General features: G+C 69.1%; 15 protein-coding genes. 8 read left to right on the top strand and 7 right to left on the bottom strand.

The window, feature by feature from the left end:
• Positions 1–15: 15 nt before the first annotated feature.
• Positions 16–588, bottom strand: coding sequence for a methyltransferase (locus ACFZBD_RS03545; protein WP_391134628.1), 573 nt, complete (start codon positions 586–588; stop codon positions 16–18).
• On the opposite strand from ACFZBD_RS03545, the gene ACFZBD_RS03540 reads away from it, so the two are divergent.
• Positions 587–784 (top strand): hypothetical protein, encoded by a 198-nt coding sequence (locus ACFZBD_RS03540; RefSeq protein WP_391134625.1) that lies wholly within the window; start codon positions 587–589, stop codon positions 782–784. The genes ACFZBD_RS03545 and ACFZBD_RS03540 overlap by 2 nt on opposite strands.
• Positions 785–977: 193 nt before the next feature.
• Here ACFZBD_RS03540 and ACFZBD_RS03535 read toward each other — a convergent pair whose 3' ends face one another.
• Positions 978–2144, bottom strand: coding sequence for a SpoIIE family protein phosphatase (locus ACFZBD_RS03535; protein WP_391134622.1), 1167 nt, complete (start codon positions 2142–2144; stop codon positions 978–980).
• A 99-nt stretch (positions 2145–2243) separates the two neighbouring features.
• On the opposite strand from ACFZBD_RS03535, the gene ACFZBD_RS03530 reads away from it, so the two are divergent.
• Positions 2244–2744: a MarR family transcriptional regulator gene (locus tag ACFZBD_RS03530; protein ID WP_391134619.1), complete on the top strand. Its 501-nt coding sequence runs from the start codon at positions 2244–2246 to the stop codon at positions 2742–2744.
• Between the two features lie 170 nt (positions 2745–2914).
• Here the strand turns inward: ACFZBD_RS03530 and ACFZBD_RS03525 are convergent, their stop codons facing one another.
• Positions 2915–3352 carry a MarR family transcriptional regulator gene (locus tag ACFZBD_RS03525; RefSeq protein ID WP_391134616.1) on the bottom strand — a complete coding sequence of 146 codons (438 nt, stop codon included), beginning with the start codon at positions 3350–3352 and terminating at the stop codon, positions 2915–2917.
• Between the two features lie 450 nt (positions 3353–3802).
• Here ACFZBD_RS03525 and ACFZBD_RS03520 point away from each other — a divergent pair, with 450 nt between their 5' ends.
• The 5 genes from ACFZBD_RS03520 to ACFZBD_RS03500 all read left to right on the top strand — a co-directional run bounded on the left by ACFZBD_RS03520 (position 3803) and on the right by ACFZBD_RS03500 (position 7832).
• Positions 3803–4684 (top strand): STAS domain-containing protein, encoded by an 882-nt coding sequence (locus ACFZBD_RS03520; protein ID WP_391134613.1) that lies wholly within the window; start codon positions 3803–3805, stop codon positions 4682–4684.
• Positions 4681–5079 (top strand): STAS domain-containing protein, encoded by a 399-nt coding sequence (locus ACFZBD_RS03515; protein ID WP_391134610.1) that lies wholly within the window; start codon positions 4681–4683, stop codon positions 5077–5079. The genes ACFZBD_RS03520 and ACFZBD_RS03515 overlap by 4 nt, the downstream gene beginning before the upstream one ends.
• A 70-nt stretch (positions 5080–5149) precedes the next feature.
• The gene (locus tag ACFZBD_RS03510) at positions 5150–5545 is read left to right on the top strand and encodes an ATP-binding protein (RefSeq protein ID WP_391134607.1); all 396 of its coding nucleotides are present in this window, start codon (positions 5150–5152) and stop codon (positions 5543–5545) included.
• Positions 5542–6552 (top strand): SpoIIE family protein phosphatase, encoded by a 1011-nt coding sequence (locus ACFZBD_RS03505; protein WP_391134604.1) that lies wholly within the window; start codon positions 5542–5544, stop codon positions 6550–6552. Before ACFZBD_RS03510 ends, ACFZBD_RS03505 begins: the two co-directional genes overlap by 4 nt.
• Before the next feature lie 41 nt (positions 6553–6593).
• Positions 6594–7832, top strand: coding sequence for a SpoIIE family protein phosphatase (locus tag ACFZBD_RS03500; RefSeq protein WP_391134602.1), 1239 nt, complete (start codon positions 6594–6596; stop codon positions 7830–7832).
• 212 nt (positions 7833–8044) lie between these two features.
• Here ACFZBD_RS03500 and ACFZBD_RS03495 read toward each other — a convergent pair whose 3' ends face one another.
• The 3 genes from ACFZBD_RS03495 to ACFZBD_RS03485 form a co-directional block, all read right to left on the bottom strand.
• Complete coding sequence (locus ACFZBD_RS03495; protein WP_391134599.1) at positions 8045–8851, bottom strand: hypothetical protein; 807 nt, start codon at positions 8849–8851, stop codon at positions 8045–8047.
• A gap of 371 nt (positions 8852–9222) precedes the next feature.
• The gene (locus tag ACFZBD_RS03490; protein ID WP_391134596.1) at positions 9223–11181 is read right to left on the bottom strand and encodes an amino acid transporter; all 1959 of its coding nucleotides are present in this window, start codon (positions 11179–11181) and stop codon (positions 9223–9225) included.
• A 633-nt stretch (positions 11182–11814) separates the two neighbouring features.
• Positions 11815–12249, bottom strand: coding sequence for a MarR family transcriptional regulator (locus tag ACFZBD_RS03485; protein WP_391134593.1), 435 nt, complete (start codon positions 12247–12249; stop codon positions 11815–11817).
• 118 nt (positions 12250–12367) lie between these two features.
• On the opposite strand from ACFZBD_RS03485, the gene ACFZBD_RS03480 reads away from it, so the two are divergent.
• Positions 12368–13495 (top strand): NADH:flavin oxidoreductase, encoded by a 1128-nt coding sequence (locus ACFZBD_RS03480; protein ID WP_391134590.1) that lies wholly within the window; start codon positions 12368–12370, stop codon positions 13493–13495.
• 87 nt (positions 13496–13582) lie between these two features.
• Here the strand turns inward: ACFZBD_RS03480 and ACFZBD_RS03475 are convergent, their stop codons facing one another.
• The gene (locus ACFZBD_RS03475; RefSeq protein ID WP_391134587.1) at positions 13583–14716 is read right to left on the bottom strand and encodes an acyl-CoA dehydrogenase; all 1134 of its coding nucleotides are present in this window, start codon (positions 14714–14716) and stop codon (positions 13583–13585) included.
• Positions 14717–14729: the final 13 nt, after the last annotated feature.

Here is a 14729-nt window from a genome sequence, read left to right as displayed (position 1 = left end):
TAGCCGGAGCGGGGGTCAGGGACGCAGGGCGAAGCAGCGCAGGACGTCGACGTCGGCGGTCTGGACGGCGGACCAGCCGGTGGTGAGGATCTCCGCCTGCGCGGGAGTGATTCCGAGGCCCTGCGAGGAGTGCGCAGTGGCACGGCGCCCGGAGATCTCGGCGACCACCCAGAAGGTCCCGCCGGGGGCAAGGAGGTGCCGGACGCGGCCGAGGAAGGCGGCTTTGTCATCGATCCACCGGTAGACCAGGCGGCAGGTGACGACCGCGTACGCCGGCTCCGGCAGGGCGCGGAGGTCGTCGGTGGTGATGTCCATGCACCGCCAGACCGGTTCGCGACCGGGCCCGGCGTCCTGGGCGGCGGCGAGCGCGACGGCGCTGGAGGAGCAGTCGATGCCAATCGTGCGGTAGCCGAGCTGGGCGAGGCGTCGGGTAAGCGAGCCGTCGCCGCAGCCGATGTCGAGGGCGGGCCGGTCGTGACCGGGGCCGAGACGGTCCTCCAGCAGCCGGTTCTCGGCGTCGTCGAGCTGCCGGTAGCGGCGGCCTTGGGACCACAGCGACTCCCAGTAGGTCGCGGACGCGGTGGTCATGAAAGGGCTCCTTCAGGACGGGGACGACGTGGAGGAGCGCGCCGAGGGCGGGGGCGGCCCGGGCATCGAGGAGGACGGCCACGACGCTGGCGGTGGCGGCGGAGAGCGGGAGGTCCCCGAGTCGAGCGGGCTGCTGGCGGACTGCATCCTGCCCAGAAAGGCGGGGTCGCACACGACGTGGCGCGGGCACGACTGACTGGCCCCCGACGCCGTCATGGAAAATCCGCACCGCCGGCGTGGCGGCCAGGAGGAATGGCCGGGCGACGGGGCTGACCGCCAAACCCCACGATGATCGTGGGAGCGATGCCGACTGGGGAGTGGCTACAGCCGGCCGGCCCCCGCCTCTCCAGCCGGCCGGCGGTCCGCCGCGCAGTAGCCTCTCGCTTCTCTCAGGGGCGTCCGTGCCAGTCGAGGCAGACCACCATGGCGTCGTCGTCGGCGTCGATGGAGCCGCGGTGTCCGGACAGCTCCTGGAGCACCGCTCGGGGTACCTGTGAAGGCGGGAGGAGGCGGGTGTTGGCCATCGCGCGGACCAGGGCGCGCTCGCTGTAGCGTTCGCCGGCCGGGGATGCCACGTTGTATACGCCGTCACTGACGAAGAGCAGCCGGTCGCCCGGCTCCACGTGGAAGCGTTGCGCGGTGTACATCGTGTCCTCGAACATCCCGAGCGGAAGCTGGGCGTCGAGTGTGATCGGTTCGGCCTTGCCCTGTCTCAGCCGCCACATCTTCGGGGAGCCGGCGTCGATGATCTCCGTTTCTCCTGTGGCGAGGTCGAAGCACAGGTGCAGCACCGAAAGGTGTACCCCGCCTCGGTAGTGACCGTAGACGGCCTGGTCGGCCAGGCAGACCTGATCGGAGAGGGAGAGGCCGGCTCGGCGTGCGTTGCGCAGGGCGTTGATGGCGAGGTTGGTGAGGAGAGCGGCTTCGATGCCTTCGCCCATGCCGTTGGTGACCGTGAGGGTCAGGTGGTGGGCGGACGTCGACCAGTCGAAGTTGTCTCCGTAGATCGCGTAGGCGGGTTCGAGCTGGGCTCCGAGCTCGTACTCGGGGCGGGAGCAGGAGCGGCCGGGCAGCAGCTGCCATTGCATCTCGGCCGCGAGAGTGAGACGGTCCGCCCGGCGGGCCTGGAGGTAGAGGTCGGTGTCCCGCTCGGCGACCACGATGCCGTAGCCGAGGACCTCCGCGACGTCTGCCAGTTCCCGGGCGACGTCCGAGTCGTAGGCCTCCTCAGGGAGCCGGACGCTGAGAATGCCGATGCGGTCGCCCCGCACGCTGATCGGAAGATGTGCCAGCACGGTGTTGGTACGTTTGTCCGTCTCTACGTATGGTTCCTGGGCGCCGAAGGCCCGGCCGGGGGCGCTGGTGTGGATGGGAATCGGCTCGGCAGTGTAGGGCAGCGCGCTGACCGGTTGCAGTATGGTCATCGCGTAGTCGGCCATGAGCAGGTCGACGGACTCGGCGGCGTAGGCGGTGGCGAGTGCACGTTGCACCGCTTCGAGCAGGGCGTGGGGCGCGGCTCTGCGCAGGGCGCGTTCCACGGCCGTGAATCTGTCCACCGTTCGGTTACCACCTGTTCGGAATGTCGGGAAAGGAGCGGACGGTCTCTCATGTCGCAGCGACTGACAGGACCTTTGCGAAGTGTCACAGTTGGGGACATGCATTCCCAAGGTGCTCCCGGCGGCGATCGGGATGCTGCCGCGCAGACGACTCGCGAGGTCATCGAGCTGCTTGAAGTGCTCTGGAGCCAAGGCCGCGATGCGACGTCGACGGCTCCGGTGTCGTCGTCACAGCTTCGGGTGCTCTACGCGCTGGACCGCAATCGGGGGATCAATCTACGTACGCTGGGTGAGGCGCTCAGTTCGGCGCCGTCGTCGGTCAGCCGGATGTGTGATCGTTTGCACGCTTTGGGCTTCATCAAGCGCTCCCTCAGCTCCGCCAGTCGCCGCGAGCTCGAGCTGCGCTTGTCGAGCCGCGGGGAAAGCTACCTGAAGGACCTGAGGGCCCGTAGGGAGCGCGCGCTGCTCGAGATCATCACCGACATGGCGGTCGAGGACCGGGCCGCACTCGCGAGGGGCCTCGCCGGCTTCGGCCGCTCCGTCGAGAGCACCAGCTCGAAGGGTGAAGAGCCCGGCGGCAAGGCTGCGGAATCGGCCTGAACCGGTCTCCGGTGAGGCAAGGCGACCGGTTCACAGTACTCCTGATCTTTGACGCCGTGATGGCTCGCCGGCTGGCACACTCCGTGTGGAGTCAGATTGTTTCCTCGTGCCCACGTTTGTCAAACGTCAAATGTTGCCGACAGGCAACGGTTGACCCGTGGCGGTTTGCGTCACATGCGGCGCGGCTCGTCCGACGCAGGAAGTGATCGCTCGGAGGCCGCCGTGGTCCGGCGCAACCGGTCGCGCACGGCCTCCAGCGCGTGCCGCACATCCTCGCTTCCGCATTCGGAGGGCAGGGATGCCGCCAGTGCCCGCGCGTGCCGGTCTCGTATGCCGCGGGCCGCCGTCTCGCCCGCGGGAGTCAGATCGAGAAGGGTTCTGCGGCGGTCGCGTGGGTCGCTGACCCGTGCCAGCAGGTCCGCGGCCTCGAGACGTCCGCAGATGCGGCTCATGGTGGCCGGGGTGACGCCGAGGATGCGGGCGAGGACGCCGGCTGAAATCGGCGCCCCGGTCGCCAGGGCGGTCAGAGCCCGCATGGCGGGAGGCATGGCGAAGCCAGGGGCCTGAAGGGCGGCGTCCTCCGACAGGGCGACCAAGGCGGACGCCACGGCAGCGGACGTATCTCCCGCCGCGGTCGCTCCTCCGCTCCCGTTCGGTTGTGCTCGTGCCTCGGTATCGTCCATGACTGCTCTGCTTCGATGCCTGCGCTTCCCGCTCTCGTGCCCCCCGGCGCGATCTGCATGCCTGTACGCGGGCACGCGCGAAGACCCTGGTAGCCGGCCCATCCGCGGGACTCCTCGCCCCGCACGGCGGACACCATGCGCCGGGTGGCCCGGTAGGCCCGCCCTGCGCCCGAACGCCCGGCCGCGCCGGATGGACCTTCGGCCTGCCCGTTGTCTCGGTGGAGGCCCCGGGCCGCCGAATGTCTCCACGGGTGTTGCCGGCCCTCCCGGCGGCCCGAGGGCGTTGCGGCAGTGCCCCGGCGCTTGCCTGCCTTCCCCCGAAAGGTGTCCCTCGGCTAACATTTGCCGCGCAACAACAATTGCGAAGGCGGAGGAATGAACACCACAGAGCCTGAGGCCCGGCTCCACATAGAGGGAGCTCTGCGCGCACGGAGCGAAGAGGTAGCCGATCGATGGGTCCAGCTGCAGCTGGAGCGAGCGGTCCTCGGGACCGGCATCACCGAGGCCGAACTCCGCGAGGAGGCCGACCTCCTGGTCGACGCGCTGCGTGCCGGACTCGAAGGAGACCAGCCCGCCGAACGCGTGGTGAGCGCCCACCCGGGCCTGCGGCAGGCCATCACCGACCTGTCTCTGCGCCGGGCCCGCGCGGGAGCGAGCCCCACAGGGACCTCGCTGGCGGTCCTCGCCCTTAAGGAGGCACTCCTCGAGGCGGTGCAGCACGACACGCGCGACCCCGCCGCCCTGCTCCAGGCAGCCCTCTTCATCAACCGTCTGCTGGACGCCGCCGGCGCCCTGTCCTTCTCCACGTATGTCGAAGGCCGTGAGGAGATCATCCGCCGCCAGAGCCGGCAGCTCCTGGAACTGTCCACTCCGGTGGTGCGCCTGTGGGACCGGGTGCTGGCCGTCCCCCTGATCGGCAACCTCGACACCACACGCACCCAAGTGGTGATGGAAAACCTGCTGGAAGCCATCCAGCGCGAAGAGGCGCAGGTCGCCATCATCGACATCACCGGCGTACCCACCGTGGACACCGCTGTCGCCCACCACCTGATGCAGACCGTCAACGCGGTCAGGCTCATGGGCGCCGACTGCGTGATCAGCGGCATCCGCCCGCCGATCGCACAGATCATCGCCCAGCTCGGCATCGACCTCTCCGCCATCCTGACCCGCGCGACGCTCGCCGATGCCCTCGCCGCCGCCATCACGATGACCGACCAGCCGGCGCCACGGCAGCCCGCCCCCGCGGCGGCCCTGTGAGTGGCGGCGTACCGATCCTGCGCCTGGGCGACGTCCTCGTCACCGGACTGCTCGACGAACTCGACGACAAGGGCGCCGTCGCCTTCACCGAAGAACTCACCGAACGCATCGTCACCGATCGCGCGCGAGGCGTTCTCATCGACATCTCACGTCTGGAGCTCGTCGACTCCTTCGTGGCACGGACCCTGATGGAACTGGCGACCACCGCCCGGCTCCTCGGCGCCCGGGTCATCGTGGCCGGCATGAGGCCGGCCGTGGCCATCACGCTGGTCGAACTAGGCCTGCGCCTCTCCGGTGTCGAGACCACCCTGAACGCGGAACAGGGCATGATCGCACTCGGCTGGCAGCAAGCCCCTTACCCCCCAAAGGGGGCAGCAGATGACGCTCTACGGTGATTCCCCCCAGTCACGCCGCACCACCCTGACCGATGCCACACCCTGCTCACCGCACCCCCATCCCGACCGCGTGACCCACCAGATCCGTGCCGAGGAAGACCTGCTCACCGCCCGCCACGCCGTGCGCGAAGCCACCGTGCGCGGCGGATTCGGCCTGGTCGACCAGACACGCATCGTGACAGCCGCAAGCGAGCTCGCTCGCAACGCGTATGTCCACGGCGGCGGAGGCTCCCTCGCCCTCGAGCACGTCCAGCAGGAGGGACGGCAAGGACTGAAGCTTTACGTCACCGACCAAGGCCCCGGCATCGCCGACCTCGAGGCCGCCTTCGTCGACGGATACACCACAGGCGCCGGCCTGGGCCACGGGCTCGGCGGGGCCCGCCGTCTCATGGACGAATTCCACGTCCACACCACACCAGGCGAGGGCACGACCGTCATCGCTCTGCGCTGGAACACACGACGGTGACCCCCGCATCGGCCGGAGGGACACTCCACGTCCCCATCGACCATCACAGCGCCGTCCAGACGGCCGCCGACCAGGCCCGGGCCCTCGCGTGGCAATGCCGGATGCCCGGAGCGCTCCCCGACCAGGCAGCCGTCCTCGCGAGCGAACTCGCCAGCAACATCAGCAAGCACGCGTACGACGGAGCCGTCTTCCTCCAGCCCTCGCCCCTGGAGCGGGGCCTCGACGTCATCGCGGTGGACCAGGGTCCCGGCATCGGCGACATCGGCCTCAGCCTCACCGACGGCTTCAGCACGACCAGGACACTCGGAGCCGGGCTGGGCGCGGTACACCGCATCGCCACCGCGTTCACGATCCGCTCCGACGCAGGCCACGGCACCCTCGCGCACGCCCAGCTCAGAGCGCCCCATGCCCCACGGCCGCCGGCCGACGTCGGCGCCCTGTGCCTGCCCGCCGACGGCCAAACGGCCTGCGGCGACGGATACGCCCTCGCCGAACACGACGACGTCCGGACAGGGCTCGTCATCGACGGGCTAGGACACGGACCGGACGCGGCGGAAGCAACCCAACGCGCACTGCGGACCTTCCACTCCTGTTCCGACGCGCCCCTTCCCGACATCATCAGCGCCCTGCACAGAGCGCTGCGGCACACCCGAGGCGCGGCCGCCGCAGCCATCAGGACAGCGGCCGGGACCGCCGAGTACTGCGGCGTCGGAAACATCCGAGCCGCCGTCCTCACACCCCAAGGCGTTCACCGGCAACTCACGGGAGACGCCGGCATCGTCGGATACCACCATCCCCGGACAGTGAGCCGAACCTTCGCCCTGCCCCGGCACGCACGCGTGGTCCTGTACACAGACGGCATCGATCCTCGATGGACGCACACCCCCTCAACCGTCCAGCTGAGGCTGCCCCCCACCCTGCTCGCAGCCTCACTGGTCCACACACGTCGCCGAAGCCGTGACGACGCCACCGTCCTGGTCCTCGGCCCCCACCCGGGAACTCCATGACCAGTGACACCTTCCGTACGCCGACTGCTCTACGGCGCGGCGTGCGAAGCATCGCACTCGCCCACCGCCTGCCCCCGGACGACCGAGCCCGCCTCGTCCTGTCCCTGAGCGAAGCAGCCGCCGCGCCCCTCGGCGCCGGCCACATCGTCACCCTCACCTCCACACACGAGACAACGGACAGCGGCGCCGGCCGGCTGACCCTCACCCTGCACCCGCCGCGCCGCGGTGCCCTGAGCCCGCCGGCAAAGGAGCACCTTCCGCTCCCCGCGGAGACCACCACCGACGGCACCATGGTCTGGCGCGTACCCACCCCTCCGGCCCCGGCGCCCCTGCGCACCCGGCTGCCTGCACCCGGCCGCCGCCCCGGAAAACCGTCTCCCGGCTCGTCCCCGACCTGCCCAGAGACCGACGACTCCGACCTCGCCCTGATCGAAGAGGAACTGCGCACAGCGCTCGCCAGAGCCGACAGCCTCACCGCCGAACACCGCAGACTCAAGCACGAGCTGGCCGAGACCAACAGCGGAGTCCTCGCCCTGTACGTACAGCTTGAAGAGCAGGATGAAGAGCTACGCCGCGCCCACGGCCGCACCCTGCGCGCACTCGAAGACGCCCTGCGCCCGCACCCCATGCACGTCGACGGCCTCGAGCTGGCTGTGCACTACGCCCCCGCCGGCACCGACCAGCCGACCGGCGGAGACCTCTACGACTGGTTCGAGCTGCCGGATGGAACGGTCCACATCACCATCGTCGACGCCCTCGGTCACGGCATCACCAGCACGCGCACCGCTCTCACCGTCACACACGCCGTACGAACCCTGGCTCTCGAGGGCCACCCCCTCGACAGCATCGTGGCACGCACGGACCACATCCTCGCGCCCTTCGACCAGAGCGTCATGGCCACGGTCCTCCTCACACGGCTGAACCCCGCGACGGGTGCGGTCAGCCTCGCCAACGGAAGCCACCCACCGGCGCTCCTCGTCCGCGCAGACGGCACGGCCACCTACCTCGAAGCCCGCGGCCGCGGCATCGGCTACCCCCTGCCCGGCAGCGAACGGGTCGTCTCCGCGCAGCTGAAGCGAGACGACTTGCTCATCCTCTATACCGACGGCCTCACGGAAAGCCGCAGGAACTCCTGCGAGGGAGAAGAGCGCCTGCTGGAAGCCACCCGGCGCCACCGGAACCTGCCCACTGATCACCTTCCCGCCGCCCTGGCCCGCGACATGCTCACCGACGCCCTGCACAAGGACGACACCCTGGCCATCGCCGCTCGCCTCCTCTGAGACCGGCGGCTACGGACGCGTCGTCACACGTGACCGGTTGATGAATTCCCAACGATCCTGCGGGCGATCAGGTGAGAGAGGCGCCGATGCCTCTCGGAAACGGTCCGCACGGTCGGCGGATGGCCGGCCACACTGTCGTCGCCGTGCATACCGCGGATGCCTTTCCCGCCTGAGAGGTCTCCCCGGCGGTAGGACCTTCCGGTACGGCAGGGTCAGGAGTAGTCGGGGGTCGGTGTGCCGTCGGTCTTCCAGTGCGCGGTGGCCGAGTCGGTTCCCGTGACGACGTGATGGCCCTTCGTAGGGATTCGCGTCTTGTGGTCGTCATCCTCGCCCAGTGCCCATTCCACGACCACGCTCCACGTGCACCGGTGTGAGTTTGCGCGTACGGACAGAATGATTTCCTCCTTGTCCTTCTTCGATACCAGATACTTCCGCGCCTGAATTGGTTTACCTTTTTCGTCGCGAAACAGGATCTGCGGAGGGTCGTTGTCGGCCGTCGGTACGGTGGAATTCGAAGGGATCAGGGTCAAGTGTGTTTCTTCGTAGACATGGACGCCGGCAACGCTGCGATCACAGCTCACCTCCGGTACGAGCTTCGTGATCTCCACCGTTTCGTCAGACTTACCGCCAAGGGTGAACGTGAAGCCCTGTGAGACCGCTGTGCCTCCGTTCTCTTGGGCCCACCTCGCCAAGTCCTGGCGCTTCACTTCAGTCGGCGCAGGACTGAGATTCTCGTAGGTCTTCTTTGCGAAAACCCATCCGTCTCGATCGCTCGCTACGACCTGCTCGCCGGTGATGCTCAATCCATGCTTTTCGTTGTCGGAAATCCATCGAACGAGAGCGGCCACACCCGGCACCAGCCCATTGGTCACAGCAAAAACCGCGACCCCGCCGATCACAGAAAAAACCAGCCCCTTCACCCCGACCGATTGCCGTTCCCACCACTCCGTGACCTTGGAACGAAGCCGGGCGCGCTGCGTAACCGGCGAGGGCATCTGCGCAGGATCCTCCTGAGTCATCAGGCCACGCTAGAAGCCGACCCTCTTCATTCCCAGCCCCGACACCCGCCTCGCCTTCATATTGCCCCAGGGCAAGGGGGATCAGACCCGGACTGTGGCCTCCCGCCTTCTCTCCCAGGGGGCGACGAGGGTGATCGGCGGGCCAGGGAGACGGTCCATCCGGCTGCCATCGATCGGGAGGTCGCGGCGTACCTCCTCCTTGGCTGAGGCATCGGCCTTTCATGCGGCGCAGACCACGCTGCCAGCCCTCTGTTCCCGGAATCAGCATCCGCCAAGCTTCCTGTACCCCGCGCCGTCCCGCCTGCGCGGGGATCTTGGTCTGGCAGCCCTTCGCCAGCGGCCTCGCAAGCGGCATGGAGGGCCGCGGCTGGTCAGCCTCCGACGTGGATGCCGGGGCGGCGGGCGGGGTCGGGTTCGTGGCTGCGGATGATCTCGCGGGTGACCGGAGCGGTGTCACCGCGTCCCAGGAGGAAGTAACGGACCATGTGCACCAGCGGGCTGCCCTCGGCCCAGGCGAAGTAGCAGTGGGGCTGCACCTCGGTGGCATCGCGCAGGGCCAGCAGGATCGCGGCGATGGCGTTCGGCGCGGCCGGCGCCTCGGCGCGCAGAATCCGGTAGCCGTCGACATCGACGCCGTGGATGGTGAGGGTTTCGCTGAAGTCGGAGGGGTCGACCACGTCGATTTCCAGAAAAAGGACGTCGGCGCGGCCGGGCACCGGGTTGACGCCGCGCTGTTCGCGTTCCTTGTCGCGGTACTCGGCGACGTCGCCGGCCTGGCGGCGGTTGGCGATGATGTTGATGGCACCGTCGTGGGCGAGGGTCGCGTCGATGAACCGGCGGGCGGCCTCGTCGAAGACGAGACGGTCGGCGCGCAGTTCGGTGGTGCGTGAGACCCGAGAGATCAGCGACACGATGACGATTCCGGCGATGAAGAACGCGGAAATGACGATGCCGTCGGGCTTGTCGATGATGTTGGCGATCAGGGCGTAGAGCAGCACGGCCGTGAGCAGGCCGAAGCCGACGGTGGTGGCGCGCCGTCGGTGGCGGGCCACGGACACGGTGACGGCGAAGGCGCCCGAGACCATCATGGCGAGGATGCCGGTGGCGTAGGCGCCGGCCTGTTCGTCGACGTCAGCGTTGAAGGCGATGGTGATGCCGACGCACAGGATGGTGTAGACGATCACGACGGGGCGCACGGCGCGTCCCCATTCGGGGGCCATGCCGTAGTCGGGCAGGTAGCGGGGGACGATGTTGACCAGTCCTGCCATGGCGGATGCGCCGGCGAACCACAGGATCAGGATGGTGCTGATGTCGTAGACAGTGCCGAACGCCTCTCCGACGTGCTCGTGGGCCAGCCATGCCAGGGCGCGGCCGTTGGCTGCTCCGCCCGGTTCGAAGAGTTCCTGCGGGATGAGGAGGGTGGTCACGAAGCTGGCGGACAGCAGGTAGACACTCATGATGAGCGCGGCGGTGGTCAGCAGCCTGCGGGTGTTGCGGATCCGCGAGCGCAGTCGCTGCTCGGCATCATCCCCCTCGGTGGCGACGAGCGGCATCATGCTCACGCCGGTCTCGAAGCCCGACAGACCCAGCACCAGGAGGGGGAAGGCCAACAGCGCCGGGCCCACCAAGTCACCGAAGTCGCCTCCGCCCGCTGCGAGGGCATCGGTCCACGCCGACCAGGCCCCAGGGGTGGTGAACACATGAACCAGGCCGATGCCGATGACGACCGCATTCAGGGCGAGGAAGACGGCAACCAAGGGGATAGCCACACTGACGGCTTCGCTGAACCCGAGCAGGAACACCCCGCCCAGCACCAACAGCAGCGCCACTGTGAGCGCGACCTCGTGCCCGTGCAGCACCGCAGGGAAGAAGGGGTTCTCCACCACGTGCACGGAGGCGTCCGCCGTGGAGAGGGTAATGGTGATGATCCACGAGGTGGCCACGAAACCGAGCAGGACCAGCACGAACAGCTTGCCCCACCAAAACGGCAGCAGGTCCTCCAGCATCGCCACCGAACCGGCGCCGTGCGGGCTCTCCTTCGCCACCCGCCGGTACATCGGCAGCATCCCCAGCAGCGTCAGGGCCACGATCAGCAGCGTCGCCAACGGCGAGACCGCCCCCGCGGCCAGAGCGGCGATCGCAGGCACATAGGCCAGGCTGGAGAAGTAGTCGACCCCGGTCAGGCACATCACCTTCCACCACGGATGCGGCTCAGCATGCCCCCCACCCGCCGCTGGGCCCACCGGCTGCACTTGGTGCCGCAGCATCCACCGCCCCAGCCCGCCCGACGGCTGAGCCCGCAGAGCGGGACTGTCCACCACCTCGGGCATACCCGCCTGATCCGCGTCCCTCATGTCCCCCATCAACCCTTTCGGCCCGCTCATTCACGGCCACCAGCGCGGGGGCCTCACAGCGCTCATCGAGTATGAGCCTGCCTACGACGCGGACTCGCACCGGACAGGCCGCCCCCTCACATGCCCTGCCTTGAGACCGAACAAGCCACGTTGCCACAGGGAAAGCCCCGGTCAGAGCCATGCCATGGCTCTCATGCCCCAGCACCGGGGCGTCACCACGCCACCTCTCCCGGCCTCCTGACCCGCCAAATCCTGACGCGTCCCTAACGCCTCCAAAGGGCCTGTGAAACCCGCCGGACCCGGCGAGACCACGGGCCCGGCGTGTGGAGGGCACCTGCATCCCCGGAGGCTGTGAGATCGCGGCTGTGCGGACGTGACCCGCTGAACTCCTGCACCGCGGCCGTGGAGCGGACGGCGTAGTCGGCGACGCTCCGGCCGTGGAACCGCAGGGGAGTGACGCGGCCGGCTCTCCGGTGGGGGTGTGGCGCTCGGCAGGGCCCGTGCGGATAATGACGGCTGTTCCGTACGGACGGCCCCGTGGCGCGAGCGAGAGGGAGCTGAACACGAGCGGGGCTGCCGCTGGGAAGAAGGGAGGCGTACGGGGTCGGGTCAGACCGTGGGAGGGCAGACGAAGACCCGTTCCAGCAGGGTGTACAGGAAGTCCCGGTCCTTGTCGTCGAGCCTGTTCAGGCCCTCCTGCGTGGTGAGCATCTTCGCGCGGATCGCGTCGGTGACGCGCTCGCCCTCGGCGGTGAGTATGACGTTCTTGACACGCCGGTCGGAGGCGGCGGCTTCGCGGCGCACCAGGCCGCGCTTCTCCAGCCGGTCGATGATCCCGGTCATGTTGGAGGCGTCGCAGGTCATGGTCTCGGCCAGTGCGCGCATCGCGGCCGGTCCCCGGCGTAGCACGGTCAGGGCCTTGCCCTGGCTCACCGTGAGGTTCTCGCTCGCCGCGGCGACGGTGAAGTCACCGTAGTAGACACCGAGCGCCACGGAGAGCAGCTCCATGAGCTGGGCCGTGTCGGCGCGGGGAGCTTCTTTCATGGGAGCCACTCTAACCGGAAATACTTGACTATCTCAAGCATCGGCCTTTACGGTCCTCACGTTGCATGAAGTTCTCAAGCATCAAGGTTGTCAAGTAATCGCCCCGAGGAGCGTCCCTGTGACCGTCACCGCGTCCCCCACCTCCCGCGCGGCCGAGATCCTGTCCCGGCCCGTCACGCTGAACGGCCTGACCGTCCCGAACCGCATCGCGATGGCGCCGATGACGCGCATGTTCTCTCCCGGTGGAGTCCCCGGCGCGGACGTGCGGTCGTACTACGCCCGCCGCGCCGCCGCCGGCGTGGGCCTGATCGTCACGGAGGGCACGTACGTCGGCCACGAGTCGGCCGGCCAGAGCGACCGTGTGCCGCGGTTCCACGGCGAGGAGCAGCTGGCGGGGTGGGCCGAGGTCGCCGAAGCCGTGCACGCGGCGGGCGGCACGATCGTGCCGCAGCTGTGGCACATCGGCATGGTGCGCCGGCAGGGGCAGGCGCCCTACGCCGACGCCCCGGCGATCGGCCCTTCCGGTATCCGTCCCGACGGCACCGAGGGCACGGGCAGGGCGATGACCCGGAGCGACCTGGACGACGTCATCGGCGCCTTCGCCGAAGCCGCCGCGGCCGCCGAGCGCATCGGCTTCGACGGCATCGAACTGCACGGTGCCCACGGCTACCTCATCGACCAGTTCCTCTGGGCGGGGACGAACCGCCGTACCGACGCCTACGGCGGCGACCCGGTGGCCCGTACGAAGTTCGCGGCCGAGATCGTGACCGCGGTCCGCGAGACCGTATCGTCCCAGTTCCCCGTGATCTTCCGCTTCTCGCAGTGGAAGCAGGACGCCTACGACGCGCGGCTCGCCCAGACCCCGCAGGAGCTGGAGGCGATCCTGGCCCCCCTCGCCGCGGCCGGCGTCGACGCCTTCCACGCCTCCACCCGCCGCCACTGGATCCCCGAGTTCGACGGCTCGGACCTGAACCTGGCGGGCTGGACCAAGAAGCTCACCGCCAAGCCCACCCTCACCGTCGGATCGGTCGGCCTCGACGGCGACTTCATCCACGCCTTCGCGGGCGAAGGCGCTCCTGTCCAGGGCATCGACGACCTCCTCGACCGCTTGGAGCGGGAGGAGTTCGACATGGTGGCCGTCGGCCGCGCACTGCTCCAGGACCCGGAGTGGGCAGCCAAGGTTTTGGCAGGGCGGACCGACGAGCTCAAGCCGTACGACGCGGCTGCGGTACAGACGCTGAGCTAGGCTCCGGCCTCTCACCACGGGTTCGCCGGTGGAACCGGCGAACCACCTGTTCCGCACCGGGGCGGCTGGGGGAGGAGGGGAGTCCGGTCAGCTCAGCGTCACCGTGCCGGTGCCCGCGTGGTACGCGTGCAGAGTGTTCGCGGTGGCCCTGCGGGACGGGGGGTGGAAGCCGGCCGCCTGCACCGCTGCCAGCAGGTAGGCGATCTCGGGCGACTTGATGAAGGCGATGCCGCCCAGCGCGTCCACCGCCGTCGACGCGGCCCGCTTGATGCCGTGCCGGATCCCCTCCCGTACGAACAGCACGCGCGCGCTGAGTTCGTCCGACCGATCGCCCTCGTCGAAGGCGCGGGCGATGGCCTCGAGCGCCGCCATCGACGTCTCGATCTCGCACGCGGCGTCGGCGTAGAGCATCGGGCTGGTCGTCGGGCTCGCCAGCATCCGTTCGAGCAGCAGCGACGCGGCTCCCAGGTAGGTGGCCGAGATCAACAGGCCGAACCAGACGTAGCCGGTCTTCTCGTGCCGGCCGGTCGGGTCGTCGACGTCGTTCCAGAACAGCATGTCCGACGGCACGAACACGTCCTCGAGCACCACGGTGTCGCTCTGCGAGGCCGCCAGGACGTGGGTGTCCCAGAACGGCTCGACCCTTATCCCCTCGGACGCGGCCGGCACCACGATGACGCCGCGACGGCCAGTCGCCTCGTCGGCGACGCCGGCGGTGAGCAGATCCATCGACGCGGACAGGCTGCACGGCTGCTTCCGGCCGTTGACCGTGAAACCGTTCTCGACCGCCTGCGCCGTCACGGTCGGCATGAAGGCACTCGCCGCGCTGGTGCCGGGGTTGCCCTCCGAGAACCCCGAGGAGAACAGCATTCTCGCTGCTACCACGGCCTTGAGGAGTTCCTTCTCGTCGTCGGAGCCGGTGGCGCTGTGTTCGATGAGCGTGGCGATCGACAGATGATGCATGGTGGTGGCGGCACCGAGCGCCGGTGACAGGGCGCCGATGGCCCGCTGCACGCGGGTCGCCTCCACAGCGGACGCTCCAAGACCACCCCATTCCTCGGGCGCGACCAGCGCGGGCGCGTCCGAGTTCTTGAACATGTCTATGACCCCGCTGTCGCGGGCCTCGAGGTCGAGCAGGCTGTGCCGGGCCAGTTCCTTCCGCAGGCCTGGCAGGTGGCGTTCAAGCGCCGCGCGCTCCGTCGCCATCATGCGAATGGTCATGAGGTTCCCCTGT

Origin of the sequence: Streptomyces sp. NPDC008121 (genome assembly GCF_042957155.1) — a bacterium.
Classification (GTDB): Bacteria; Actinomycetota; Actinomycetes; order Streptomycetales; family Streptomycetaceae; genus Streptomyces.
Note: the sequence above shows the minus strand (reverse complement) of the source record. Positions and strands in the feature narration are given on the sequence as shown.

Bases quoted from the DNA above. Each gene is read 5' to 3' on its own strand.
- ACFZBD_RS03540 (WP_391134625.1), top strand. From the start codon at position 587: ATGAAAGGGCTCCTTCAGGACGGGGACGACGTGGAGGAGCGCGCCGAG.
- ACFZBD_RS03545 (WP_391134628.1), bottom strand. From the start codon at position 588: ATGACCACCGCGTCCGCGACCTACTGGGAGTCGCTGTGGTCCCAAGGC.
- ACFZBD_RS03530 (WP_391134619.1), top strand. From the start codon at position 2,244: ATGCATTCCCAAGGTGCTCCCGGCGGCGATCGGGATGCTGCCGCGCAG.
- ACFZBD_RS03520 (WP_391134613.1), top strand. From the start codon at position 3,803: ATGAACACCACAGAGCCTGAGGCCCGGCTCCACATAGAGGGAGCTCTG.
- ACFZBD_RS03495 (WP_391134599.1), bottom strand. From the start codon at position 8,851: ATGACTCAGGAGGATCCTGCGCAGATGCCCTCGCCGGTTACGCAGCGC.
- ACFZBD_RS03490 (WP_391134596.1), bottom strand. From the start codon at position 11,181: ATGCCCGAGGTGGTGGACAGTCCCGCTCTGCGGGCTCAGCCGTCGGGC.
- ACFZBD_RS03485 (WP_391134593.1), bottom strand. From the start codon at position 12,249: ATGAAAGAAGCTCCCCGCGCCGACACGGCCCAGCTCATGGAGCTGCTC.
- ACFZBD_RS03475 (WP_391134587.1), bottom strand. From the start codon at position 14,716: ATGACCATTCGCATGATGGCGACGGAGCGCGCGGCGCTTGAACGCCAC.